The following is a 24,535-nucleotide window of genomic DNA, read 5'->3' as shown; positions in this document are numbered from 1 at the left end:
CATTCACCACTTACTACTCACCATTTACCACTTACCCTCTCCCCAAAAAAATGGCCTCACGCCGCATTGCCGACGAGCCTGCCTACATCCTGCACAGCTATGACTGGAGCGAGTCCAGCCTGATTCTGGATGTGTTCACGCGCCACTACGGCCGCGTGACGCTGGTTGCCAAGGGGGCAAAAAAACCCACCTCCAACTTCCGCCCTGTGCTGCTGCCGCTGCAGCCGCTGCGCCTGGCCTGGGGCCTGGCGGGCGAGGTCGGGCGGGGCGAGATCCACGCGCTCAAGGGCGCGGAGTGGGTTGGCGGCCACGTCATGCCGGTGGGTGATGCGCTGCTGTCGGGCCTGTACCTCAATGAGCTGCTGCTGCGCCTGCTGGCGCGCGAGGACACGCATGCGGCGCTGTTCGATCTGTACGCCGGCGTGGTGCGTGTTTTGGGCAGCGGCGAGCATGGCGACGCGCTGGAGCCCGTGCTGCGCGCCTTCGAGCTGCTGCTGCTGCGCGAGATCGGCCTGCTGCCCGCGCTGGATGCGGAGACCGCCACGCTGGGCGCCCTGGCCGCCCAGGGCCGCTACGCCCTGGTGGCCGAGGGCGGCCTGCGCGCCGCGGCCGGCGGCGACCGCGCCGCGCTCACGGGCGCGCAGTGGTGCGTGCTGCAGCAGGCGCTGGATGCGGCCGCCGCCTACCCGGCCACGCTGCGCGCCGTGGCGCCGGTGGCCGCCGAGCTCAAGCCCCAATTGCGCGCGCTGCTGCAATACCATTGCGGCAGCCCGCTGCTGCGCACCCGCCAGCTCATGATGGATCTGCAATCGCTATGACCACCTCCGCCTACCCCCGCACCGCCCTGTCCGTCAACGTCAACAAGGTCGCCCTGGTGCGCAACACGCGCCACCTGGGCATTCCCAGCGTCACGCGCGCCGCGCGGCTGTGCCTGGAGGCGGGCGCGCAGGGCATCACCGTGCACCCGCGCCCGGACGAGCGCCACATCCGCGCGCAGGACGTGGACAAGCTGGCCGAGCTGCTGCGCAGCTGGCCGCAGGCCGAGTTCAACATCGAGGGCAACCCCACGCAGAACCTGCTGGAGTTCATCCGCCGCGTGCGCCCGCAACAGGCCACCTTCGTGCCCGACAGCGAGGGCCAGTTCACCAGCGACCACGGCTGGAGCCTGCCGCAGGACGCCGAGCGCCTGGCCCCCCTGGTCGCCGAATGCCGCAACCTGGGCGTGCGCGTCAGCCTGTTCATGGACGCGGAGCCCGGGCAAATGGCGGCGGCCCGCGCCGTGGGCGCCGACCGCGTGGAGCTTTATACCGAGCCCTACGCCGCCGCCTGGGGCACGCCCCAGCAGGCCGCGCAGCTGGCGCGCTACCGCGACGCGGCCCAGGCCGCGCTGGATGCGGGCCTGGGCGTGAACGCGGGCCACGACCTGAACCGCGACAACCTGGCCGACTTTCTGGCCCACGTGCCCGGCGTGCTGGAAGTCTCCATAGGCCACGCGCTGATCGCCGACGCGCTGGAGCTGGGCTATGGCGACGCGGTCATCGCCTACCAGCGCTGCATAGACCAGGGCATGGCCGAGCGGAACTATTGATTCAATAGCGCAAAGCCCAGGTAGAACAAGGGCTGCAGGCTGATTTCTTCATAAACCCATGATCTACGGCATAGGCACAGACATCTGCGACGTGCGCCGCATACGCGAAAGCCTGGCGCGCCACGGCGACCGCTTTGCCGAAAAAGTGCTGGCCGACGGCGAGCTGGCCACCTGGCGCGCCCGCTCGGCACGCTGGCCCGAGCGCGGCGTGCGCTACCTGGCCACGCGCTTTTCCGCCAAGGAGGCGTTCAGCAAGGCAATTGGCTTGGGGCTACGCATGCCCATGACCTGGCGCGCCTGCGAAGTCGCCAACCAGCCCAGCGGCCAGCCGGTCATCGTGCTGCACGGCGCGCTGAAGGACTGGTTCGACGCACGCGGCCTGCGCGCCCACCTCAGCGTGACCGACGAGAGCGACTACGCCGCGAGCTTTTGCGTGGTCGAGAAAGATTGAAGCCAAATCGGCCTCCAGCCCTTGTTAATCAAGGGCTGGGAGCTATCAAAACCATATCAAAACGATCACAACGATCACAACGATCAAAGCGAAAGTAAATACCGCATGACCGAACACGCTCCCCTCATCATCGACGTGGCAGGCACCAGCCTCAGCGCCGCCGACCGCCGCCGCCTGGCCCACCCGCTGGTCGGCGGCGTGATCCTGTTTGCGCGCAACTGGGAGCATCGCGCGCAGCTGCTCACGCTCACCGCCGCCATCAAGGCCGTGCGCGAGGATTTGCTGATTTGCGTGGATCACGAAGGCGGGCGCGTGCAGCGCTTCAAGACCGACGGCTTCACCCACATCCCGCCCATGCGCGCGCTGGGCGAGCTGTGGCTGGACGACGGCAAGGGCGCCAGGCACCGCGAGGGCAGCGGCGCCCTGCGCGCCATGGACGCGGCCACGGCCGCAGGCTACGTGCTGGGCGCCGAGCTGCGCGCCTGCGGGGTGGATTTCTCCTTCACCCCGGTGCTCGATCTGGACTACGGCGCCAGCGGCGTCATCGGCGACCGCGCCTTTGCCCGCGACCCGCGCGTGGTTGCCATGCTGGCGCGGGCCCTCATGCAGGGGCTGCTGCAGGCGGGCATGGCCAACTGCGGCAAGCATTTCCCCGGCCACGGCTTCGTGGCGGCCGACTCGCACACCGAAATCCCGGTGGACCGGCGCAGTCTCAAGGCCATCCTGCAAGACGACGCCGCGCCCTACCCGTGGCTGTCCACCGTGCTCACCAGCGTCATGCCCGCGCATGTCATCTACCCCCGGGTGGACGCCCGCCCGGCGGGCTTCTCGGCCAAGTGGCTGCAGGACATCCTGCGCAGCCGCCTGCGCTTTGACGGCGCCATCTTCAGCGACGACCTGAGCATGGAGGGCGCGCGCCGCCTGGACGGCCAGGTCGTCAGCTACACCGACGCCGCCGTGGCCGCCCTCAACGCGGGCTGCGACCTGGTGCTGCTGTGCAACCAGAGCCTGGGCGACGGCGCCGCGGTGGATGAGCTGATCGCCGGCCTGGACGCCACCCAGGCCCAGGGCCGCTGGCCTGCCAGCGCCGCCAGCGAGGCCCGCCGCCTGGCCCTGCTGCCCGAGACCCTGCCCCAGCCCTGGGACGATCTGATGGTGCAGCCCGCCTACATGCACGCGCTGGACCTGCTGCCATGAAGGGCGAGTACATCCCCCTGAGCCGCTGCGCGGCTTCCCCCTTCTCTGGCATTGCTGCGCAATGCGGAAGGGGAACGATGCCCTCGCTGCGGGGCGGCCCTTGCTCGGCATCCCTGGCGTGGGCCGCGCCGGTTTCACGCGCTGCGGGCGGTGCGCGGCGCCGGGGAGGGCTGTCATGACGCTGCGCGTAGGTGTGCTCACTGGCGGAGGCGACTGCCCCGGGCTGAACGCGGTGATCCGCGCCGTCACCAAGTCGCTGATCCGCCAGGGCGGCTGCGAGGTGCTGGGCATCGAAGACGGCTTCGAGGGCCTGATGGGCGCCACGCCGCGCACCCGGCCGCTGGTGTGGGACCAGGTGTCGGGCATCCTGCACATGGGCGGCACCATTTTGGGCACCAGCAACAGCGCCAACCCCTTGAGGGACGCCGCCACGCTGGCCCAGGTGGGGCGCAACGTGCAGGCCCTGGGCCTGCAGGTCGTCGTGGCCATCGGCGGCGACGGCACCATGAGCCTGGCCCACGGGCTGGAGCAGGTGGGCCTGCAGTGCGTGGGCGTGCCCAAGACCATCGACAACGACATCGCCAGCTGCGAGCGCAGCTTTGGCTTCGACACCGCCGTCGCCACGGTGGCGGAGGCGCTGCGCCGCGTGGAGAGCACCGGCAACAGCCACCACCGCGTGATGATCGTCGAGACCATGGGCCGCCACGCGGGCTGGCTGGCGCTGGAGAGCGGCATCGCAGGCGCGGCCGACATCATCCTGTTGCCCGAGATCGACTACGACCTGCAAACCGTCATCGCCCACTGCCAGGAGCGCGAGCAGCGCCAGCGCTACAGCATCATCTGCATAGGCGAGGGCGCCAAGCCGCGCGGCGGCAGCCAGACGGTGCGCGAGCGCATCGCCCACAGCCCCGACCCGGTGCGCCTGGGCGGCGTGGGCCACGTGCTGCGCCAGCAGCTGCAGCCGCACCTGAAAAGCGAGGTGCGCGCCACCGTGCTCGGCCACGTGCAGCGCGGCGGAGACCCCACGCCGTTTGACCGCGTGCTGGCCACCCGCTTCGGCCACCACGCGGCGCAACTGGTGCTGAACGGCGCCCTCGGCCGCATGGTCACCCTGCAGGGCGGCCAGATCGGCAGCGTGCCCATTGCCGACGTGGCCAACACCCAGCGCAAGGTGCCGCTGGATCACGAGCTGATCACCACCGCGCGCGACATCGGCGTGTGCCTGGGGGATTGATTTGCTTCGTTTTCAGGAGCTGCTAGCGCTTTATCTGTAAGGGCGTGAACCTGATTTGGTTTGTGCTCTTGTAAGGCTGCTGCTAACGTCTTATGCCCGCAACCTCAGCGCATTGAAAACCACCGACGCCGAGCTCAGGCTCATCGCCAGCGCTGCGATCATGGGCGACAGCAGCCAGCCGGTGAAGGGGTACAGCAGCCCGGCCGCGATCGGCACGCCGATGCCGTTATAGACAAAGGCGAACATCAGGTTCTGGCGCATGTTGCCCACGGTGTCGATGGAGATGTCGCGCGCCGCGGCGATGCCGCGCAGGTCGCCCTTGACCAGCGTGATCTGGCCGCTGTTCATGGCCACGTCGGTGCCGGTGCCCATGGCGATGCCCACGTCGGCCTTGGCCAGGGCTGGTGCGTCGTTGATGCCGTCACCGGCCATGGCGACGACGTGCCCCTCCTTCTGCAGCCGCTCCACCAGGGCCAGCTTGTCGGTCGGCTTGACCTCGCCATGCACTTCGTCGATACGCAACCTGGCGCCCACCGCCCGGGCCGTGGTCAAGCCGTCGCCCGTGGCCATGACGATGCGCAGGCCGCTGTCGTGCAGCGTCTTGATGGCGTCGGCCGTGGTGGCCTTGATCGGGTCGGTGACGGCCAGGATGCCGGCCAGCCGACCGTCCACGGCCAGGTGCATCACGCTGCCGCCCTCGCCGCGCAGGCGCTCGGCGTCCGCCTTGATCGCGTCGGTGGCCACGTTCTCCTGCTGCATCAAGGCGGTGTTGCCCAGCGCCAGGCGCTTGCCTTCGACCGTGCCGCGCACGCCGATGCCGCTGCCCGATTCGAAGTCGTCGGCCTTGCTCAACGCCAGCCCCTTGCCCCGGGCGGCGCGGACGATGGCATCCGCCAGCGGGTGCTCGCTGCCCTGATCCAGACTGGCGGCCAGGCGCAGCACTTCGTCAGTCGTGTAGCCGGGGGCCGCGACGGCAGTGTCGAAGGCCGGCTTGCCTTCGGTCAGGGTGCCGGTCTTGTCGACGATCAGCGTATCCACCTCGCGCATCTTCTCGATGGCGCCGGCATCGCGGAACAGAATTCCCTGCGTGGCCGCGCGGCCGGTGGCGACCATCACCGACATCGGCGTCGCCAGGCCCAGCGCGCACGGGCAGGCGATGATCAGCACCGCCACGGCGTTGATCAGGCCGTACACCCAGCTCGGCTCGGGGCCGAGGAAGCCCCAGGCGAAGAAAGTCGCGATCGCGATCAGCACCACCACGACCACGAACTTGCCCGCCACCACGTCGGCCATGCGCTGCATTGGCGCTTTCGAGCGCTGGGCATTGGCCACCATCTGCACGATCTGCGACAGCATGGTGGCGGCGCCGACTTTCTCCGAGCGCATCACGAGTGCGCCGCTGGTGTTCAGCGTGGCGCCGATCAGGCTGTCGCCGGCGCGCTTGGTCACCGGCACGGGCTCGCCGGTCAGCATGGATTCATCGACGGCGCTGCTGCCCTCGGTCACCACCCCATCGACGGGCACTTTCTCGCCGGGCCGCACGCGCAGCAGGTCGCCGACGTGGACATGGTTCAAAGGCACGTCCTCCTCGCTGCCGTCGGCATTGATGCGGCGCGCCGTCTTGGGCGCCAGGCCGAGCAGCGCCTTGATCGCCGCCGAAGTCTGCGAGCGCGCTTTCAGCTCGATGATCTGACCCATCATGGTCAGCGAGATGATGACGACGGCCGCCTCGAAATAGACGGCGACGCGGCCGTGGGCGACAAACGAGTCCGGAAACACCCCCGGCGCCAGCGTGGCGACCACGCTGTAGACAAAGGCGGCGCCGGTGCCCAGGCCGATCAGCGTCCACATGTTGGGGCTGCGGTTGACGATGGACTGCCAGCAGCGCGCGAAGAAGGGCGCACCCGCCCACAGCACCACCGGCAGCGACAGCACCAGTTCGACCCAGGTCTGGGTTCGCATGTCGAACCAGCCGAGCTTGTGGCCGAACATGGCCAGGATGGTGACGATGACGGTGAGCGGCAGCGTCCACCAGAAGCGGCGCTGGAAATCGATGAGTTCGCTGTTGTCCTCCTCGTCCAGCGGAATCACCGGCTCCAGTGTCATGCCGCAGATCGGGCAGTTGCCGGGATGGTCCTGCCGGATCTCGGGATGCATCGGACAGGTGTAGATGGTGCCCGCCGGGGCCTCCTGAGGCGGCGGAGCCGCGGATGCCGGGGCCTGCGCGCCCGCCGCATGGCCGTGGTGATCGTGGCCCGAAACCGGCTGCCCCTCGGGAACCAGGTTCATGTGGCAGATCGGGCAGTTGCCGGGATGATCCTGCCGCACCTCGGGGTGCATGGGGCAGGTGTAGATGGTGCCAGCCGGGGCCTGTTCGCCCGCAGCACGATCGTGGTGATGCAGATGGTCGTTCATGCCAGTTCCTTCGTCGATTTACCTCGATTCTTGACCTTGCCATCATGGAAAGGTCAAGTCCCTCTTACCCCTCTTACTTCTCTCGTCCGCCCTACGTCCGGATGGCTATTGGCGCAAGGACTTGCTGTACTGGACATTGATGTCATCGTGACGCTGCCGCACCTCGGGCGGCCATTGCGACTTGATCCATGACAGCACGGCCACGATCTCATCGTCGCTCAATACGCCATCGTATATGGGCATGGCCGTGCGGTAGTCGGGCTGATTGATCAGCCGGGCCAGTCCCTGCTGGGTGATGGCGAACAGCTGCTCGTCGGGATGGTGCCAGGTGTGGCCGCTCGCGTCGTGCGGCGGAGCCGGCAAAAGGCCATCGGGACCGCGGTCGCGCCAGTCGGGCTGGCCCTCGCCCTTGGCGCCATGGCAGGCCGCACATTGCTGTGCGTAGATGCGGGCGCCGACGCGCAGCACCTGGGGATCATCCGGGCGCAGGCTGTGCAGAGGCAGTGCCGCCTGCCGGGTGCTGGCGCGCAGGGAGAAGTAACCCGCCCCCGCGACCAGCAGCAAGGCCAGCAATCCTGCGGCTCCCAGGGCCAGCGGTTTCAACGTCATGGCAAGCACCCTGTTCTCATTTTTGCGGCCTGGTTCTGGTTATCGGATGCATTGCTCAAGGCTGCGTCGTGCCTTCTCACTGAGAAAGACAACGCGGCACACGGCATGCATGCTCCCAAACGCCATCAGGACTCCCGGATGCCATGCGACGATCCTGTGTGCGCCATGGTCTGGTCTCAGCTCTTGTCCGAGTTTTGCCCAGCACCGTGGCCGGGCGCGCCGACGCCACCGCCGTGCCCGCCATGGCCACCATGGCCCTTGTGCATGAAGACATGCATCAGCGGGCAGGCCAGCAGCAGGGCATAGGGCCACCATTGCTCCAGGTGGGCGCGGTGCTCAGTCCATAAAAAATACCCGGCGACGGCGCCGAGCACGAGCAGGCCCAGGGCATGGCGCGAGCGCCAGAACCCGCCGGGCTGCCCACCCTGCGGATGGGATGCATGGTCATGGGTCATGATCGACTCCTCACTTTGCGGCGGGCCTGGAAGGGGCGGAGGCGGGCGGCATGGGCATTCGATCCATCATCATCTGCATCATCGACTCCATCATGTCCATGCGCTTCTCCATCCATTGGTTGTGGCGCTGCATGTCGGGCATGCTTGCCGGTGCGCCTTCAGCCATCTGGCCGCGCATCATGCCTATCATCTGCATGCCGCCCTGCATGGTCTTCATGTGTTCATCCATCAGCGCCTGCCGGGCCTCCGGCGTCTTCGCCTCGATCATCTTCTGGTGCATGTCTCGCATGGCTTGCATTTGCGCATCCATGTTCTGCATGGTTTCGGCGTTGGGCGGATAGGGCGTCATGCCAGGTGATGGCGCAGCGGCGGCGGCCTGTCCGGGATGGTGAGCGCCGTGGTCGCTGCCCATGGGTGCCTGTGCCTGGGCGCTGGCCAGCGTTGCAAGCGCCAGCAGCAGACCGGCGGAAAACTTGGTCATGGAAGTCATCATCAGCTCCTTCGGATAAAGCATCAAACCGTTCACGTGTGACTCTGGAACACGCGGCTGCTGCCGTCGCGCAGCACCAGCAGCGTGTCGTATCTGTCTCGGCGGCCACCGTAGGCGGCGCCGTCCATTCCCGGCGAGCCGACGGGCATCCCTGGGGCGGCCAGCCCGAGCGCCTGCGGCTTTTCGCGCAGCAGGCGCTGCACGTCGGCGGCTGGAACGTGGCCTTCCACGACGTAGCCGCCCACCAGTGCCGTGTGACACGACCCATACTTGGTAGCAAGGCCAAGGCGGGCGCGCACGGCGTTGTTGCCGGTGTCGTGGACCGTGGCCTTGAAGCCGTTCTGTTCCATGTGGGTGATCCAGTCGCCACAGCAGCCGCAGTTGGCGTCCTTCCAGACTTCGAGTGCCACGCCGGCACGACGCGCCTGAGCGTGGAGCGAACCGGCGACCAGCATGCCCAGGCCTGCTGCGGCCCATTGGCCCAGCTGGCGACGGCGCAAAGCGAAGGTGGTCATGTCATTTCTCCTGTGCTGTGCCCTGGCGTTCAAGGCGTCACCTTGACCTGGCCGACCATGCCTGCTTCGAGGTGCCCCGGCACGGTGCAGGCGAAGTCCACCGTGCCAGCCTGGGTGAACTGCCAAACCATGCCGCCGCGCTGGCCTGGCTTCAGGAAGACCTGGTTCGGCTCCTTGTGCACCATGCCGGGGTTGGCCTGCATTTCCTTGGCGTGCGCCTTCAGCTCGTCCAGCTGGCCGAGCACCATTTCATGATTGACCTGTCCGTTGTTGCGCACGAAGAAGCGGATCGTCTCGCCAGCCTTCACGTCGATGGCGGCGGGCGTGAACCGCATGTCGTCGCCGAGCACCACCTCGACCGTGCGGGTGACTTTCTTCGGATCACCCGGCTGGCCGGACATGGTGGCGTGCTCCTCGGCCGTCATGTTGCCGTGCGAGGCCGGCATGGCGTGGCCGTGGCCGTGGTTGTCGGCAGCCAGCGCGGCCACAGGAAATGCCGCCGCCAACAGCAGCGAAGTCAATGCATGTTTGTTCATCAGGTACTCCTTCGTGAGTCGTTCAAGAGATGTTCAGAACCAGAAACTGAGGCCGGCCACCCAGCGGGTCTGGCTGACGCGGCCGCCCTCGGCACGGGCGAAGTCGCCGGTGCGGCCGAATGACTTTTGCCATTCGACTCCGACGTAGGGCGTGATCTGGCGTGTGATGTCATAGCGCAGGCGCATGCCGACAGTCGCCGTGCTCAAGCCTTTTCCACGGCCGTTTTCCCGGTCGTTCTTGCCGTAGAAGGTCCATTCGGTTCGCGGTTGCAGGGCCAGTTTCTGGGTGAGGCGCCAGTCGTATTCGCCTTCCAGCCGCAAGGCCGTGCGCCCGCCATTGCCCAGGTAGGCAGTGGCGCCCAGTTCAAACCAGTACGGCGCCAGGCCCTGGATGCCGACGGCCAGCCATTGGCGGTTTTTGCCTTCGCCCTTGTCGAAGCGCACACCCAGCTGGGTGTCCCAGTAGGGGGCGACGGCATGGCCCCACAGCAGTTCGGTGCGCGAGTCGTGGAGCTTGCCCTTGGCGACTTCGCCTTCCGCCTTGACGACCAGGTGATCGAAATCGCGCCCGAAGCGGCCCTGCAGGTCGTAGGCGGTGAAATTGCCCCCGTGGCGTGTCCAGGCGCGCTCCAGGCGATTGACGCGCAGATTGCCGAAAGCGTGCTGATCCGCCAGTTCGAGGCGCGTCACGCCGTCTGGCACATGCAGGCCTTGACCGCGCTCGAAGCCTTCGGAGTAGGCGTTGGGGTCGCGCGCGTCCGCAGGAGGGCTGCCACCCTGCATCTGCATGCTGCCGTGATCCATGGGCGCGGTGTCCGCGCCGGGCATGGCTGGTGCGTCGGGCATCTTTTGCGTTGCCGAAGGGGCGGTAGCCGATCCGGGCGCGCTGGGGTGGCCACCGTGCATGTCGTGCATACCGCTTGGTGGGTGCCCCTGCGCCCACGCGGCCGAGCCGCCGGCGAGCAACAGGAGTGCCAGGGCCAGCGAGGTGGTTTGTGCCATGGGTGTGCGATCCGTCAATGATTTGGTTTCGAGGGCGTTCATGCGACCACCACCTCCCGGAACATGCCCATGTCCATGTGGAACATCAGGTGGCAATGCCAGACCCATCGGCCCAGGGCGTCGGCGGTGACCAGAAAGCTCACCCGCTGCGCCGGTTGGACGGGAATGGTGTGCAGGCGCGCCAGAAATTCACCTTCCGGCGATTCCAGCTCGCTCCACATCCCGTGCAGGTGCATGGGGTGCGTCATCATGGTGTCGTTGTGCAGGATGACGCGCAGCCGCTCGCCGTAGCGGAAGTGCAGCGGTTTGCTGTCGGCGAATGCCAGGCCGTCGAGCGACCAGGTGTAGCGCTCCATGTTGCCGGTCAGGTGCAGTTCCATCTCGCGCTCGGCGCCGCGTGCATCGAGCGGGCCACCGATCGTCTTGAGATCGGCCAGGTTCAGCACCCGCCGCCCGTTGTTGCGCAGGCCGACGCCGGGGTCGTCGAGGTTGGTGCGCGGCATGTCCACGCGCATGTCGGTGCCGGGGCCCCACTCGGTGCGCGCGTGGCGTACCGTGGTGCCGGGCTTTTGCAGCGGGCTGGGCGCCATGGAATGTGCCATGCCGGGCATGCTCCCGTGGTTCATTCCGGCCATGTCGCCGTGGCTCATTCCAGCCATCGAGCCATGGCCCATCGCGGCCATGTCGTGGCCGCCGCCGTGGCTCATGCCGCCCATCATGTCGGCCATGGTCAGCCATTGCACCGGGTCCAGCGCGGGGACGGGCGCGCTCAAGCCCTGGCGAACGGCAAGCGTGCCGCGCGCGAAGCCGGTGCGATCCATGGATTGCGCGTAGATGGTGTAGGCGTCGTCCTTGGGCTGCACCAGCACATCGCAGGTCTGGCCGGGGCCGAAGCGAAACTCATCGACGGTCGCGGGCTCCACGTCCTGGCCGTCCATCTGCACCACGGTGAGCTTGAGTCCGGGGATGCGCAAGTCGTAGAAGGTGTTGCCGGAGCCGTTGATGCAGCGCAGGCGCACGCGCTCGCCGGGCTTGAACAAGGCCGTCCAGTTGGCGCCCGGCGCACTGCCATTGACCAGGTAGCTGAGCACGGTTGAAGACAGGTCGCCCAGGTCGGTCGGGCTCATGCGCATGGCGTTCCACATGTCGCGATCCTGGAGCGTGGCGCTCAGCCCGCGCGCCCGCACGTCGCGCAGGAAGTCGCGCATCGCCGGGCGGTTCTGGTTGAACACGTCGCCCTGGGCCTTGAGCATGTTCAAGGCGTGCATCGGGTCGCTGCCAGTCCAGTCCGAGAGCAGCACCACATGCTCGCGGTCGGCGCGGATGGTCTCGCCGCCGCGCGGCTCCACGATCAGCGCGCCATAGATGCCGGTCAGCTCCTGCATGCCGCTGTGGGAGTGGTACCAGTAGGTGCCGCTTTGCTCCAGCTTGAACTGGTAGGTGAAGGTCTCGCCCGGCGCGATGCCGGCAAAGCTGATGCCCGGCACGCCGTCCATCTGGAACGGCAGGATGATGCCGTGCCAGTGGATCGAGGCTGCTTCGCGCAAGCGATTGGTGACCCGGATCGTCACCGTCTCGCCCTCGCGCATGCGCAGCGTGGGGCCGGGCAGGCTGCCGTTGATGGTGGTGGCAATGCCGGTCCGGCCATCGAAGTTGACGGAGGTTTCCGCCAGCGTCAGATCAAACTGGGGGCCGCGCAACTCGGGCGGCGTGCCGGTGCGCGCGGCGGGGAGATCGCTTTGCGCCCACGACGCGGCGGGGGCCAGGGCACCCAACGTGCCGTACATGGCCAGAATCTGTGCGAACCGGCGCCGCGTCGGGTGCGGAAGGTTGGGAAAGAGTGTGGGGTGAGGCATGGCAGCCAGTTTCTGACCCAGCCGCCGACACCAGGATGACGCGCCGATTACATTTTTATCATCTACGCCGGCGTCGTACAGATGAAGGCACACTCGGTCTCACACTCGGCCCTGAACCATGAAAATCCTGATCGTCGAGGACGAAACCAAGACCGGCGACTATCTGCGCCAAGGCCTGTGCGAGGCAGGCTACAACGTGGAACTCGCACGCAATGGTCCCGATGGCCTGCACCTGGCCTTGACGGGTGACCATGACTTGATCGTGCTCGACGTCATGCTCCCCGGCCTCGACGGCTGGCAGGTCTTGGGTGCGCTGCGCCAGTCGGGCAGAAAGGGCACACCGGTGCTCTTTCTCACGGCACGCGACACGGTGGAGGATCGCGTCAAGGGGCTGGAACTCGGCGCTGACGATTACCTGGTCAAGCCATTCGCCTTTGCCGAATTGCTGGCGCGGGTGCGCACCTTGCTGCGGCGCGCCGCAATGAACACGACGGAGGGCGAAGCGGCCACCCTGCAGGCCGCCGACCTCACGTTGGATTTGCTGCGCCGACGTGCGACACGCAGCGGTCAGCGCATCGAACTGACGGGCAAGGAGTTCGCGCTGCTGGAGTTGTTGCTGCGCCGCCGTGGCGAGGTGCTGCCGCGTTCGCTGATCGCTTCCCAGGTCTGGGACATGAACTTCGACAGCGACTCCAACGTGGTCGAAGTCGCCATGCGGCGCCTGCGCGCCAAAGTGGACGATGCGTTTCAGCCCAAGCTGATCCGGACCGTGCGCGGCATGGGCTACGTTCTGGACGACGAGGCGCCCGCTTGGTGATAGGGGGCCGCGCCTCTCTCGGCACCCGGCTGACCCTTCTGGTGGCGGGCCTGGCCAGCCTTGCGCTGGGGGTACTCGGCGGCGTGACGATGTGGGCGCTCGACGCGCATTTCGAGGCGCAGGACCGCGGCACGCTGCACAGCCATTTGCAGCAGGCACGTACGTTGATCGCGCAGGCAGACTCCGCCGCGGCGATGACGGCGCTGCCCGCCCGGCTTGACTCATCCTTTGCCAGCCATCATGACCTTGCAGTGCGCGTGCAGGCCCCTGACGGGTCGGTTTGGTTCGAGCAGAACGCCAGTGCCATGCCGGCCACGCTCATGCAACAGGTCGGTGTGACGCACCCGGTTCCAATAATCACCTGGCGTGAAGGCGAGCATGCGTGGCGCGGAAGCGCCATGCTGATGACCTCGGCGCTGGACGGCGCTTCGCCGCTCACCGTGGCCATGGCGCTCGACATTCATCATCACGAAGCCTTCATCGCCAACTTTCGGCGCGCGCTGATTGGATACGTCCTGCTGACGGGTCTGGGCTGCGCGCTGCTGGCGTGGTGGGCGGTGCGACGGGCCCTGAAACCGTTGCACCTCATGGGCAGGAAAGCGGCACGCATCGGATCGGGCGACCTCGACGAACGCATGCCCGTCGAAGCCGTGCCTGCGGAGCTGGCGGAGCTGGCGAGTGCGCTTAACGCCATGCTGGAGCGGCTTCAAGAATCGTTTGAGCGCCTGACCCGCTTTTCCTCCGACATTGCGCATGAGCTGCGTACCCCTTTGTCGAACTTGCTGACGCAGACCCAGGTCACCCTTGGCCAGGCGCGTACGAGCGCGGAGTACCGCGAAGTCCTGGCATCCAATGCCGAGGAGTTGGAACGCCTGGCACGCACGGTGGCCGATATGTTGCTGTTGGCCAAAGCGCAGCACGGTCATTTGCTGCCCTCGCGCGAACCTGTCGTGTTGGCCGATGAAGTACACGCGCTGTTCGACTTCTACGAAGCGCTGGCGGAAGACCGTGGCGTTGCACTGCGCCTGCAAGGCGCGGCCACGGTGCCGGGTGACCGCCTGATGCTGCGCAGAGCGATGAACAACTTGCTTTCCAACGCTCTGCGCTATACCCCGCGCGGTGAGGCGATCGATGTGCGGATCGAGCGGCATGGAGATCGAGTCAGCGTTGCCGTACGAAACGCGGGTACGCCCATCCCGCCGGCAGTGCTGTCAAGGCTGTTCGAGCGCTTTTACCGAGCCGAATCCGATCGCAGCCACGAAATCGGCGCCAGCGAGGGGGCCGGCCTGGGTCTGGCGATCGCACAAGCCATCGTTCAGGCGCACGGGGGCAGCGTCAGAGCCTTCAGCGAACACGATGGGAATGTTTTTGAGATAGTGCTGCCGGCACGGGCGAGCCCATAGTGGGCGGTTCGGCCGCATGGTCCCGCTGCAGCATGAGCCGATCACCGCGGTGCGACATCGGCATGTGCCTGGGGGAGTAGGGGTGGTTTGTCCGGGTGCTGCATATTCAATAGCTGTCAGCGCTTTACCCATAAGCGTTAGAGTCCAATTTTCCTGATATTTTCTCTGGGGCCGTGCCACCATGTATTCGTCCACCTTCATCTTTTCCACCAAGCAGTTCGACGATGCCTTTCATCGGCTTGATCAGGAGATTGCCGCGCTGGCGAAGTCCATCCCCGGATACCTGGGCGAGGAAGCCTGGGAGAACCCCACAACCGGCCTTATTTCCAATGTCTATTACTGGGAGTCGCTGGAAGCGCTGCAGCAACTGGTGCAGCACCCCAAACACCTGCAGGCCAAACAGGCGCAAGCCAATTGGCTGGAGGGTTATCAGGTGGTTATCTCGCAGGTGTTGCGGATTTATGGGGATTCAAGGCTTGATGATCGGCTGCCTGTCACCCGTTGCGGCGGGTGAATGCGCAGTCGGTCTAGCAGCTTGGATTGGTGGGTACGCTCAGGGCATAACGTTGCAGCGCTTTGTCTTATCCGACTACATCTCGTAAGATCACTGTCGTTTAATTCTTATTTGGAATATGCAGAAGACCATGAATCCCACAGAGTGCGCTGTGGCTTTTGTTGACCTATTCGTTCCGGAAGCAATTTTTATGGGTAATCCCCTCCCTGTCGTACCTAATTTTCTGATCAAGCGGACGACCTATGACTGGCTATGCCAGTCTCTATCCGCTGTTTGGTGTCAACGTTATGCTCAATAGAAAGTCATATGAATCTGTCCCAAAAATCAGATGCTGAAATCCTGTCGATTGCCAATCCAATCATGGATAACTTGATGGATGCGTCGACGGAAGTTGATTACGAGAGGCACATTCAGGATTTCACGGATCGCCTGAAAGGGGTTCTGTCAGAAGAACGTCTGGTGTGGATTTGCCAAGAGTATCAAAGCACCAAGGGGTTTTTCACCAATCGAGATTTCGTGGCGATTTTCCGGCGGCCTGAATCGGTGGCTATCGTCTGGAGGCAAGGGTTCAGCAAAATTCCAGGTGAGTTTGTGGCGGAGATGGTTCTGGTTGAACAGGGCGGAAGGTATCTTGTTGACCATGTGATGGTTTTTTAAGCCGAGGCAACTGTTCGTTGTGGTTTTTGTTTGCGGTGGGTGAGGCATTCATCCACGCCAGCTGCGGCCAGCACGGTGGTGAGCAGCGGGCCGCGCAGGGTGTGGCGCTTTTCATCGTGTTCCAGCGTGGGTTGGATGGTGACGGCGGCCATGCGCTGCGGGGCGGCGGCATCCAGCACATGGGCGTTGGTAAACTGGATGCCAGTGCTTGCCCATCATCTGGTCGATGACTGGGTTGATGACCGGGGCAAGCTGCAGGTGCAGAACGCAAAGTCGAAATCTATCCCGGGTTACCGAAGGCTGGCATGATGGGCTCGGAAACTTCCGATTCATTGGTTTTGCCAATAGTGTTTAATTTTCCGGATTGACCGTCGATGATGTTGAGCTTTTTTCGTATCCTCGGGAACGTGGCGTTGCGTTCGGTGTTAGTGTGCCGGGCCATGGCCCGCTGGATGCCGAGTCCAATGCGTTTTCTTGGGTGGAAGGCATTTGAACGGCAACTGCTGGTGTACCAGGTTCCGGCAGGAAGTATCGCGCTTGCGAACGATCTGTCGGTCGCCAAGTGTGTGCTCGTGGACAAGGATGGGAATTTCCCGAAGAGCACGCACCTGGAGGCGATGCTCCAGCCCTTGATCGGGAAGGGGGTTTTCGGCCAGCCGGGTGGGGGTGAGGTTCGCACGCGTCGCAGAACTTATTTGAAGACCCTCACCAGGGTTACGGACGCCGAGGTCGCGCAGGCCGCAGCGGTGCTGACTAAACGCTACATTGCAGATTGGGATGCTGCGGGAGGGGTCATACCAGTGCCGCGCGAGATGTCGCGCTTGACCATTGATATTGTGACCACGGTGATCTTCGGGGATTGTTTCTCAGTCGCCGAGAGCCTGCGATTTGTGGATCTTTTCTTCGAATACCACAAGCGCTGCAACCCTTCGGTGGTCTTCTGCACTGCGGGCGGTGCTGCGCAGGAATCGCGCTTCCTGGAAAACGTTCAGCTCAGCACGATTGGCCATGAAATGCGCGAGATCATGCGCCATCGCTTCGTCATGCCTTTGCTGGGAGTCTCGGGGGAGGGGGGGCTGCCGGGATTGCATTTACCGCCATTTGTGGCGGCCTTGATGGAAGAAGCGGGCGATGTGCCCCGGGAAAAACTGGCCGAACTTTTGCTCGATGAGGTGTCGGTGATGATTCTCGCCGGGCATGAGACTTCCGCATCGGTGTTGAGCTGGTTGTTATGGGAGATCGCGGGCGATGTTTCGCTGGTGGATGGCCTGCGCGCGGTTGAGACCGACGGGGAGGCTTATGCTAGGGCGGTAGAGAACCTAATCCATGAGGGGCTGCGGCTGTATCCGCCAATTGCCTTCTACTTCAGGGATATCAAGGAGAGCGTTGAATTTCGTGGAAAACAATTGCCCGGAGGAAGTTCGATTGCCATCTCCCCTTGGACTATTCAGCGCCACAAGGAGAACTGGGAAACTGCTGCCCAGTTTTGCCCTGCTCGTTGGCTCGGTATAGGGGAGAAAGGGGAGCATGCCAAGCTGCGCTTCCAGCCATTTGGCTATGGCGCGCGATTTTGCCCCGGCAAGTCTTTTGCCGAAGCAGAACTCAAGGTCATCCTATCGGAGTTACTGGCCCACCACCATGTCGAGCGCGTGAGCAAGCGAGTGCCCAAGCCACTGGGCAACCTGACTTCGCGGCCAGACTATGATTTCCGCTTACGGTTTTCCCCTCGTGCCGGATTGCGATGAAGAGGTCATGTCCCTGATTTCGGCGTAGTCGGGCGAACTCTCGCAGGCCTGCTTGTCCTGAAGCGCGGGCGCATGCTGGCCATTGAGTGCCAAGGCGAGCATTCCCTGGAACAGGGTACGCATTTTCTCGCCACCGCTGTGCTCGGAATCCTTGAAATGCTGCCCGCGAAACGCATTGAGCATGCCGAAGTGGCCCCAGCTTTCCCCGAAGTCCTCGGCATAAATGAAGAAAACCTTCTCCGACTCGATGAATGACCTGGGCAGGCTCCGGATATCGGGCCTGAGAAACGAGTATTCGCTGGAAAGCAGGACGAACACGTAGCCAAGCTCCGACTCATTGACGTCGATCAGAGTTCCAATGTCCGATATTGAGAACGGGTCGAAGAGCAGCGCATGATAATGAAGCGGAACGCCTCTGAATTGGGCCGCCTGCTTGATGGCGTCTAAGCTGCCGCGCAGAATGTCGGGGCGCCCGCCCATGCTGTAGTGAATACCTATGAACTCCGTGCCTGGGCCTGTGATGGCATGCTGGTAGATGGGTGTCAAATCGCGATCCGGCAGTTCCAGCATTTTTCCGGCGAAGCGATACTCGGTCAGGATGGTGCCGGCTTCAACGGCAAGACTGCGATCCCAGTGCAGACCGAACAGAAGCAGGCCGGGATGGACGAAAAGCGTGTTGCGGCGGTTGACGGAGTTATCGGCCAAGGGGGCAATCGCTGCATGGCAGCGGACGGTCGTTCTGGGTAGGTTCCGAACCATCCTGATTTCGTCGGAAGTTTCTCCGGGGAGTAAGCGTGATTGTTCTATCCTCCCTGTCGAGCAGGCGGACAGCGAGAGTGAGAAAAAAAGTAATACAGCCAGTTTGCAGTGGGTTAGGTAGTGCGAATGCATGACTGGTTCACTCTGGCATATTCAGCCCTGATCATTAATTTTGATCTGTTGATTTCGACGCAATCCTGCCCCTCCGATTTCTGTTCAATTTTGACCCCATCTATCTGTTGGAGTGTAGTCGTGCCATGTGGCTGTGGATAAGTTTACTTCCCGTTAATGTCATGCTGAACAGCCTCGCGAATCCAGGGGCGGTTCGGAGCGGCTTGATTCAGGCGGTGAAAATGACCGCGCCGCCGGTCAAGCCCCCAGATACGCCTTGCGCACGTCCGCATTGGTGAGCAGGGCGGCGCCGGTGTCCTCCAGCACCACGCGGCCGTTTTCCAGCACGTAGCCGCGGTCGGCGATCTGCAGGGCGCGGTTGGCGTTCTGCTCCACCAGAAACACGGTCACGCCCTCGGCACGGATGGCCTGGATGATCTCGAAGATCTGCGCAATGATCAGCGGCGCCAGGCCCAGCGTGGGCTCGTCCAGCAGCAGCAGGCGGGGCTTGCTCATCAGCGCGCGGCCGATGGCCAGCATCTGCTGCTCGCCACCCGACATGGTGCCGGCACGCTGCGCTGCGCGGTCCTTCAGGCGCGGAAACAGCTTGAACACGTGTTCCATGCCCTCCTCAATGGCAGCGCCGTCCTGGAAGAAGCCGCCCATCTTCAGGTTCTCGACCACGGTCAGGTTCGAGAAGATGCGGCGTCCCTCGGGCGAGACGGCGATGCCCTTGCGCATGATGAGGTGCGTGGGTTGCTGGGTGATGTCCTCGCCCTCGAAGCGCACGGTGCCGCCGCTGGCGCGCGGCGTGCCGCACAGGGTCATGAGCAGCGAGGTCTTGCCCGCGCCATTGGAGCCGATCAGCGAGACGATTTCGCCCTGGTTCACGTGCAGGCTCACGCCATTCACGGCGCAGATCGCGCCGTAGTGCGTGGACAGGTTTTCTACTTGCAGCATGGGCTGGGCCATCACGCTTCCCCCAGATAGGCCTTGATGACCCGTTCGTCGTTGCGGATGGCGTCGGGCGTGCCCATGGCGATGGGCTTGCCGTATTCCATGACCAGGATGCGCTCGGAAACGCCCATCACCAGCCCCATGTCGTGCTCGATGAGCAGCACCGTCACGCCGTACTGGCGGCGCAATTGGTCGATCAGCGCCTGCAGGTCCTTCTTCTCCTGCGGGTTCAGGCCCGCGGCGGGCTCGTCCAGCATGAGCAGGCGCGGCTTGGTGATCATGCAGCGCGCGATCTCCAGGCGGCGCTGGTGCCCGTAGGCCAGGTTGCCGGCCTCGCGGTTCACGAACTCGCGCAGGCCCATGACGTCCAGCCAGTGCATGGCTTGATCGATCTTCTCGGCCTCGCTCCGGCGATAGCTTGCCGTATTGAACAGGCCCGCCAGCAGCGGCGCCTGCGACTGGTGGTGCTGGGCCACCAGCAGGTTCTCCAGCACCGTCATGCCCTTGAACAGGCGCACGTTCTGGAACGTGCGCACCACGCCCTGACGCGCGACCTGGTGGCTGGTGTAGCCCGCGATGGCCTGGCCCTGCAGCGCGATCTGGCCGCTGCTGGGCTGGTAGAAGCCGCTGATGCAGTTGAACACCGTGGTCTTGCCCGCACCGTTGGGGCCGATGATGGCAAACACCTCCTGCGGTTTCACGTCGAAGGCCACATGGTCCACCGCCAGCAGGCCGCCGAAGCGCATGCACAGGTCCTTGACCTCAAGCAGGGGGGCGCTCATGCGGGCACCTCCACATGGTGGCGTTTCATGGGCAGCAGGCCCTGCGGGCGCCACACCATCATCAGGATCATGACCAGGCCGAAGATCAGCATGCGGTACTCGGAGAATTCGCGTGCCAGTTCGGGCAACACGGTGAGGATGATGGCCGCCACGATCACGCCCAGCTGCGAGCCCATGCCGCCCAGCACCACGATGGCCAGGATCAGCGCAGACTCGATGAAGGTGAACGACTCGGGGTTCACGATGCCCTGGCGCGCCGCGAAGAACGCGCCGCCGAAGCCCGCGAACATGGCGCCCAGCGTGAAGGCCGAGAGCTTGATCTTCATGGGGTTCAGGCCCAGCGACCGGCAGGCGATCTCGTCCTCGCGCAGTGCCTCCCAGGCGCGGCCGATGGGCATGCGGATCAGGCGGTTGCTGATGAACAGCGTGACCACCGCGAGCAGCAGCGCCATCAGGTACAGGGCGATCACCATGTGCAGGGAGTTGAACTCCATCCCGAAGAACTGGTGGAAGGTGGTGCCGCCCTCCACGGTGGGCGAGCGCGTCATCTCCAGGCCCAGCACGGACGGCTTGGGAATGCTGGAGATGCCGTCCGGCCCGCCCGTCCAGTCGGTCAGGTTGACCAGCAGCAGCCGGATGATTTCGCCAAAGCCCAGCGTCACGATGGCCAGATAGTCACCCCGCAGGCGCAGCACTGGAAAGCCCAGCACGAAGCCGAACAGCGCCGCCGCCGCGCCGGCCAGGGGAAGGGCTTCCCAGAAGCTCCAGCCGGCCCAGTGGAACAGCAGCGCATAGGTGTATGCACCCACGGCATAGAAGCCCACGAAGCCCAGGTCCAACAGGCCGGCGAAGCCCACCACGATGTTCAGACCGAGGCCCAGCATCACGTAGATCATGGCCAGCGTGGCGATGTCCACGGCGTTGCGGCCGGCGAAGAACGGCCACGATGCCGCGATCATCAGCGCCACGAAGATCAGCACCTTGCGCTGGCCCGGCGCCGCCTGAGGCAGGCTGGGCAGCGACAGCTTGGGCAGCCGCGTACCCAGCAGCGGGCGCAGCAGCTGCACCACGAACACGGCGAGGCACCCCCACAGCAGCGTGCGCCACTCGGGCACGATGATGGTGCGCGTGCCTGCGCGCTCCAGGTGCAGCGTGAAGATGGGCAGTACCACGATGGCCGCCAGAAAGGTGGCGATCAGCGCGTTCTTGAGATGGGAAGAAAAACCGGTGGCGTGCATCAGACTTTCTCCACTTCAGGCTTGCCCAGCAGGCCCGTGGGGCGCACCAGCAGGATGAGCACCAGCAGGCCGAAGGCCACGATGTCCTTGTACTCCGACGAGATGTAGGCGGCGGCGAAGGTCTCGGCCACGCCCAGGATCACCCCGCCCAGCATGGCGCCGGGAATGGAGCCGATGCCCCCGAGGACGGCCGCCGTGAACGCCTTGATGCCTGCGATGAACCCGATGAAGGGGTTGAGCTTGCCCACGGCGAGTGCGATCAGCACGCCGCCCACGGCCGCCAGCATGGCGCCCAGGATGAAGGTGAACGAGATCACGCGGTTGGTGTCGATGCCCAGCAGGTTGGCCATGTGCATGTCCTGCGAGCAGGCGCGCGAGGCGCGGCCCATGCGCGAGTGCTGGATGTACAGCGTGAGCGCAATCATCAGCACCACCGCCACGGCGATGATGAGGATGCGCGAGTAGGGCACGTAGACCTCGAAGCCGCCTTCACTGCCAAAGCGCAGCGCGCCGGGGATCAGCGAGGGCACGGCCATGTCGCGCGCGCCCTGGCCCAGCGCCACCCAGTTCTGCAGGAAGATGGACATGCCGATGGCCGAGATCAGCGCCACCAGGCGCGGGCTGCTGCGCAGCGGCTTGTAGGCCACCTGCTCCACCACGAAGCCGTAGACGCCCGTGATGGCCACCGCTACCACCAGCATCAGGGCGATGATCGCCCACACCGGCAGACCACTCTGCACGCCGACGGCCGACAGCGTGACCAGGCCGATGTAGGCGCCGATCATGTAGATGTCGCCATGGGCGAAGTTGATCATTCCGATGATGCCGTAGACCATCGTGTAGCCGATCGCGATCAGCGCGTAGATGGCGCCCAGCGAAAGACCATTGAACAGCTGTTGTACCAGCTGGGGTATGAGATCAGACATGCATGCCACCCCTCAACAGGAAAAGGCCCCTCCAGGGGCCGAATGCAATGGACCAAGGGTGCGTGGCTTGCGCAACGCACCCTTGGGACGGGGAGGTGGGTTTACTTGGCGGCCAGGCTCTTGCTGCCGTCCTTGTGCCACTGGAAGACCTGGAAGTCGAAGCTGTTCAGGTCGCCCTGCTTGTTCCAGGACACGGGGCCCAGCACCGTTTCGATGGTGCTCTTGTGCAGGTGGTCGGCCACCTTGGCAGGGTTGTCACCCACGGCCTTGATGCTGTCCAGCAGTGCCTGGGTGGCGGCGAACGAGGTCAGCTGGAAGGCGCCGGACGCATTGCGCTTCTTGTCCTTGAAGGCGGCCACGACGGCAGCGTTCTTGGGGTTGGCAGCGAAGTCGGCCGGCAGCGTCACCAGCATGCCTTCCACGGCGTTACCGGCAATGGCGTTCACCTCAGGGTTGCCCACGCCCTCGGGGCCCATCATGCGCACCTTCAGGCCTTGCTCGCCGGCCTGGCGCAGCAGCAGGCCCATCTCGGGGTGGTAGCCGCCGTAATACACGAAGTCCACGCCAGCGCTCTTGAGCTTGGTGATGACGGCGGAGTAGTCGCTGTCGCCGGCGTTGATGCCTTCGAACAGCGCCACGGTGATGCCGGCCTTCTTCAGGTCGTCACGCACGGAGGAGGCGATGCCCTGGCCATAGGACTGCTTGTCGTGCAGCACGGCGACCTTCTTGGGCTTGGCCTTTTCGGCGATGAACTTGGCAGCGGCAGGGCCCTGTTGGTCGTCACGGCCGATGGTGCGGAAGATGAAGTGGTAGTTCTTGCCGTCGGTGAGCGCCGGGGAGGTGGCCGACGGGGTGATGACGACCACGCCCTCGTTGTTGTAGATGGGAGCGGCAGCGATGGAGGCACCCGAGCACACCGGGCCGATCACGTAGCCGATCTTGGCATTCACCACACGGTTGGCGGCCACGGGGCCTTGCTTGGGTTCGCAGGCATCGTCGATGGAGACCAACTCGATCTTCTTGCCGCCCACGCCGCCAGCGGCGTTGGCCATCTCGACGGCCGTTGTCACGCCTTCCTTGACCATGTCACCGTACTGCGTCAGCGGGCCAGTGGTGGGCATCACCATGGCGATCTTGACTTGCGCATGCGCGGTGGAGAACAAAGCGGCACCGGCCAGACCCAGTGCGGCAACGACGGTGTGCATGCGGAATGGAATGCTCATAGGACTCTTTCAACTTTGGGTAAAGCGGTCTGAAAAATCAACAGGCCCCGGTGGGGGCCTGAGACGTAGGCCGCAAAGATTAACGGGATGTGTGGCGTTGGCAACAGGGTAACCGGGGGTGGCCCTGCCGGAAGGTTTTTGCTAGGGCTGTTGCCGAAAGACGGGCAGCGTTGTCCGCGGGGCTTACGGCGGACTGACATGCGCGGGGGCGATAGGGTTTTGCCCGTCACCCGGGGCGCAGTGACCGCGCTGTGCGGCCGTGGGGTGCCCGAATATATGTCAAAAAGGCCTGCAGCGCCCGCCCATCAAGCGCGGACAGCTATATTTTGATGAGCATCAACCCCGTCGATGTACTTGGGCCATCAAGGGAAGCTCGCCGGCTTGGGCGCGGGCGTGCTGGCGGGCTCGCGAGCGGTGGCGGCGCAGGCGGCGGAATCCGGAGCAGGATGTAGCCGTGACTCCGGCACCGGCGTGCCGGCACGCCAGCGGCGCACCACGCGCTGGAAGATCAGTGTGTTGGGAATCTGCAGCAGCGTGCCAGGCTCGGGGGCGGTGGCGTCCTCCAGCGTGGTGTAAAGCAAGTTGATGTCCATCACGCGGCCCAGGGCGCCGGGCTTGTCGGCGGTGTCCAGCAGTTCGATGTGGTCTCCCACGCGGAACGGGCCGACGGTGAAGATCAGAAAGGCGCAAAACAGATTGGACAGCACGCTCCATGCCGCGAAGAACGCCACCGCGCCCACTGTGGCGAAGCCGGTGAAGGCCGTCCACAGCACGGCCGCTGACACCCCCAGGCGCTCCAGCACCAGCAGGCCGGCGCTGCCCAGGATGAGCCAGCGCACCACGGCGTTGATGGGTGTGAGCAGTTCGTGCGGGAACTGGTAGTGGTCGCTGGCCCGCATGATGATGCGCAGCAGCAGGCGCTGCAGCAGCAGCGCGGCCAGGACGATGAGCACAATCTGCACACCGGGCACGATGATGTCGAGCCAGTCGTGCATCCAGACGGGGAGGGCGGTTTTCAGTCGCGGCAGCATGTCATGGGCAATGAACGGGTGGGC

General features: G+C 64.9%; 26 protein-coding genes. 10 read left to right on the top strand and 16 right to left on the bottom strand.

Translation table 11 applies throughout. From position 1 onward, the window contains the following. Positions 1-50: 50 nt before the first annotated feature. The 5 genes from recO to K2L43_RS14030 all read left to right on the top strand — a co-directional run bounded on the left by recO (position 51) and on the right by K2L43_RS14030 (position 4,470). A complete protein-coding gene (recO, locus tag K2L43_RS14050; RefSeq protein WP_220637802.1) occupies positions 51-818 on the top strand; it encodes a DNA repair protein RecO in 768 nt (255 codons plus the stop codon). After that, a complete protein-coding gene (locus tag K2L43_RS14045; RefSeq protein WP_220637801.1) occupies positions 815-1,588 on the top strand; it encodes a pyridoxine 5'-phosphate synthase in 774 nt (257 codons plus the stop codon). The genes recO and K2L43_RS14045 overlap by 4 nt, the downstream gene beginning before the upstream one ends. 58 nt (positions 1,589-1,646) lie before the next feature. Then, the gene (acpS, locus tag K2L43_RS14040) at positions 1,647-2,039 is read left to right on the top strand and encodes a holo-ACP synthase (protein WP_220637800.1); all 393 of its coding nucleotides are present in this window, start codon (positions 1,647-1,649) and stop codon (positions 2,037-2,039) included. 105 nt (positions 2,040-2,144) lie between these two features. Next, the gene (nagZ, locus tag K2L43_RS14035; RefSeq protein WP_220637799.1) at positions 2,145-3,236 is read left to right on the top strand and encodes a beta-N-acetylhexosaminidase; all 1,092 of its coding nucleotides are present in this window, start codon (positions 2,145-2,147) and stop codon (positions 3,234-3,236) included. 181 nt (positions 3,237-3,417) lie between these two features. After that, on the top strand, positions 3,418-4,470 hold the full coding sequence (locus K2L43_RS14030; RefSeq protein WP_103737509.1) for a 6-phosphofructokinase: 1,053 nt from the start codon (positions 3,418-3,420) through the stop codon (positions 4,468-4,470). Positions 4,471-4,560: 90 nt separating this feature from the next. Here the strand turns inward: K2L43_RS14030 and K2L43_RS14025 are convergent, their stop codons facing one another. The 8 genes from K2L43_RS14025 to K2L43_RS13990 all read right to left on the bottom strand — a co-directional run bounded on the left by K2L43_RS14025 (position 4,561) and on the right by K2L43_RS13990 (position 12,348). Further along, positions 4,561-6,885 carry a copper-translocating P-type ATPase gene (locus tag K2L43_RS14025; RefSeq protein WP_220637798.1) on the bottom strand — a complete coding sequence of 775 codons (2,325 nt, stop codon included), beginning with the start codon at positions 6,883-6,885 and terminating at the stop codon, positions 4,561-4,563. Between the two features lie 105 nt (positions 6,886-6,990). Further along, positions 6,991-7,494 (bottom strand): cytochrome c, encoded by a 504-nt coding sequence (locus K2L43_RS14020; RefSeq protein WP_103737433.1) that lies wholly within the window; start codon positions 7,492-7,494, stop codon positions 6,991-6,993. Between the two features lie 176 nt (positions 7,495-7,670). After that, entirely contained in the window at positions 7,671-7,949 is a 279-nt protein-coding gene (locus tag K2L43_RS14015; protein ID WP_103737434.1) for a DUF2933 domain-containing protein, read from the bottom strand. Positions 7,950-7,959: 10 nt separating this feature from the next. Then, positions 7,960-8,430: a hypothetical protein gene (locus tag K2L43_RS14010; RefSeq protein WP_246867445.1), complete on the bottom strand. Its 471-nt coding sequence runs from the start codon at positions 8,428-8,430 to the stop codon at positions 7,960-7,962. A gap of 41 nt (positions 8,431-8,471) precedes the next feature. After that, positions 8,472-8,954, bottom strand: a complete 483-nt coding sequence (locus K2L43_RS14005) for a DUF411 domain-containing protein (protein ID WP_103737435.1) — start codon at positions 8,952-8,954, stop codon at positions 8,472-8,474. 29 nt (positions 8,955-8,983) lie between these two features. Beyond that, positions 8,984-9,490, bottom strand: coding sequence for a plastocyanin/azurin family copper-binding protein (locus K2L43_RS14000; RefSeq protein ID WP_103737436.1), 507 nt, complete (start codon positions 9,488-9,490; stop codon positions 8,984-8,986). A gap of 33 nt (positions 9,491-9,523) precedes the next feature. Further along, a complete protein-coding gene (locus K2L43_RS13995; protein ID WP_370632964.1) occupies positions 9,524-10,492 on the bottom strand; it encodes a copper resistance protein B in 969 nt (322 codons plus the stop codon). A gap of 38 nt (positions 10,493-10,530) precedes the next feature. Next, complete coding sequence (locus K2L43_RS13990; RefSeq protein ID WP_103737437.1) at positions 10,531-12,348, bottom strand: copper resistance system multicopper oxidase; 1,818 nt, start codon at positions 12,346-12,348, stop codon at positions 10,531-10,533. A gap of 118 nt (positions 12,349-12,466) precedes the next feature. Here K2L43_RS13990 and K2L43_RS13985 point away from each other — a divergent pair, with 118 nt between their 5' ends. From K2L43_RS13985 to K2L43_RS13970, 4 genes are all read left to right on the top strand, one after another. Beyond that, a complete protein-coding gene (locus tag K2L43_RS13985) occupies positions 12,467-13,165 on the top strand; it encodes a heavy metal response regulator transcription factor (protein ID WP_103737438.1) in 699 nt (232 codons plus the stop codon). Beyond that, positions 13,162-14,568 carry a heavy metal sensor histidine kinase gene (locus tag K2L43_RS13980; protein ID WP_255580604.1) on the top strand — a complete coding sequence of 469 codons (1,407 nt, stop codon included), beginning with the start codon at positions 13,162-13,164 and terminating at the stop codon, positions 14,566-14,568. Before K2L43_RS13985 ends, K2L43_RS13980 begins: the two co-directional genes overlap by 4 nt. 181 nt (positions 14,569-14,749) lie before the next feature. Continuing rightward, entirely contained in the window at positions 14,750-15,082 is a 333-nt protein-coding gene (locus tag K2L43_RS13975) for an antibiotic biosynthesis monooxygenase (RefSeq protein WP_103737440.1), read from the top strand. Between the two features lie 306 nt (positions 15,083-15,388). Beyond that, on the top strand, positions 15,389-15,739 hold the full coding sequence (locus K2L43_RS13970; RefSeq protein ID WP_103737441.1) for a hypothetical protein: 351 nt from the start codon (positions 15,389-15,391) through the stop codon (positions 15,737-15,739). Here K2L43_RS13970 and K2L43_RS13965 read toward each other — a convergent pair. Then, complete coding sequence (locus tag K2L43_RS13965) at positions 15,736-15,918, bottom strand: hypothetical protein (protein ID WP_348639061.1); 183 nt, start codon at positions 15,916-15,918, stop codon at positions 15,736-15,738. The genes K2L43_RS13970 and K2L43_RS13965 overlap by 4 nt on opposite strands. A gap of 195 nt (positions 15,919-16,113) precedes the next feature. Here K2L43_RS13965 and K2L43_RS13960 point away from each other — a divergent pair, with 195 nt between their 5' ends. After that, positions 16,114-17,484, top strand: coding sequence for a cytochrome P450 (locus K2L43_RS13960; RefSeq protein ID WP_103737442.1), 1,371 nt, complete (start codon positions 16,114-16,116; stop codon positions 17,482-17,484). On the opposite strand, the gene K2L43_RS13955 is transcribed toward K2L43_RS13960, so the two are convergent. From K2L43_RS13955 to K2L43_RS13925, 7 genes are all read right to left on the bottom strand, one after another. Next, positions 17,452-18,189: a hypothetical protein gene (locus tag K2L43_RS13955; RefSeq protein WP_103737443.1), complete on the bottom strand. Its 738-nt coding sequence runs from the start codon at positions 18,187-18,189 to the stop codon at positions 17,452-17,454. The two genes, K2L43_RS13960 and K2L43_RS13955, sit on opposite strands and share 33 nt — an antisense overlap. 423 nt (positions 18,190-18,612) lie before the next feature. Continuing rightward, complete coding sequence (locus K2L43_RS13950) at positions 18,613-19,326, bottom strand: ABC transporter ATP-binding protein (protein ID WP_011806378.1); 714 nt, start codon at positions 19,324-19,326, stop codon at positions 18,613-18,615. Then, the gene (gene livG, locus K2L43_RS13945; RefSeq protein WP_220637797.1) at positions 19,326-20,093 is read right to left on the bottom strand and encodes a high-affinity branched-chain amino acid ABC transporter ATP-binding protein LivG; all 768 of its coding nucleotides are present in this window, start codon (positions 20,091-20,093) and stop codon (positions 19,326-19,328) included. The genes K2L43_RS13950 and livG overlap by 1 nt, the downstream gene beginning before the upstream one ends. Continuing rightward, the gene (locus K2L43_RS13940; RefSeq protein ID WP_103737444.1) at positions 20,090-21,331 is read right to left on the bottom strand and encodes a high-affinity branched-chain amino acid ABC transporter permease LivM; all 1,242 of its coding nucleotides are present in this window, start codon (positions 21,329-21,331) and stop codon (positions 20,090-20,092) included. The genes livG and K2L43_RS13940 overlap by 4 nt, the downstream gene beginning before the upstream one ends. Then, positions 21,331-22,257, bottom strand: coding sequence for a high-affinity branched-chain amino acid ABC transporter permease LivH (gene livH, locus K2L43_RS13935; protein ID WP_011806375.1), 927 nt, complete (start codon positions 22,255-22,257; stop codon positions 21,331-21,333). Before livH ends, K2L43_RS13940 begins: the two co-directional genes overlap by 1 nt. 101 nt (positions 22,258-22,358) lie before the next feature. Then, positions 22,359-23,480, bottom strand: a complete 1,122-nt coding sequence (locus K2L43_RS13930) for a branched-chain amino acid ABC transporter substrate-binding protein (protein WP_011806374.1) — start codon at positions 23,478-23,480, stop codon at positions 22,359-22,361. A gap of 362 nt (positions 23,481-23,842) precedes the next feature. Then, positions 23,843-24,511, bottom strand: coding sequence for a mechanosensitive ion channel family protein (locus tag K2L43_RS13925; RefSeq protein WP_047350766.1), 669 nt, complete (start codon positions 24,509-24,511; stop codon positions 23,843-23,845). Between the last annotated feature and the right edge of the window lie 24 nt (positions 24,512-24,535).

Origin of the sequence: Diaphorobacter sp. MNS-0 (assembly GCF_019602835.1) — a bacterium.
In the GTDB taxonomy this organism is placed as follows: Bacteria; Pseudomonadota; Gammaproteobacteria; order Burkholderiales; family Burkholderiaceae_C; genus Diaphorobacter; species Diaphorobacter nitroreducens.
This window is presented reverse-complemented; position numbering and strand designations above follow the sequence as displayed.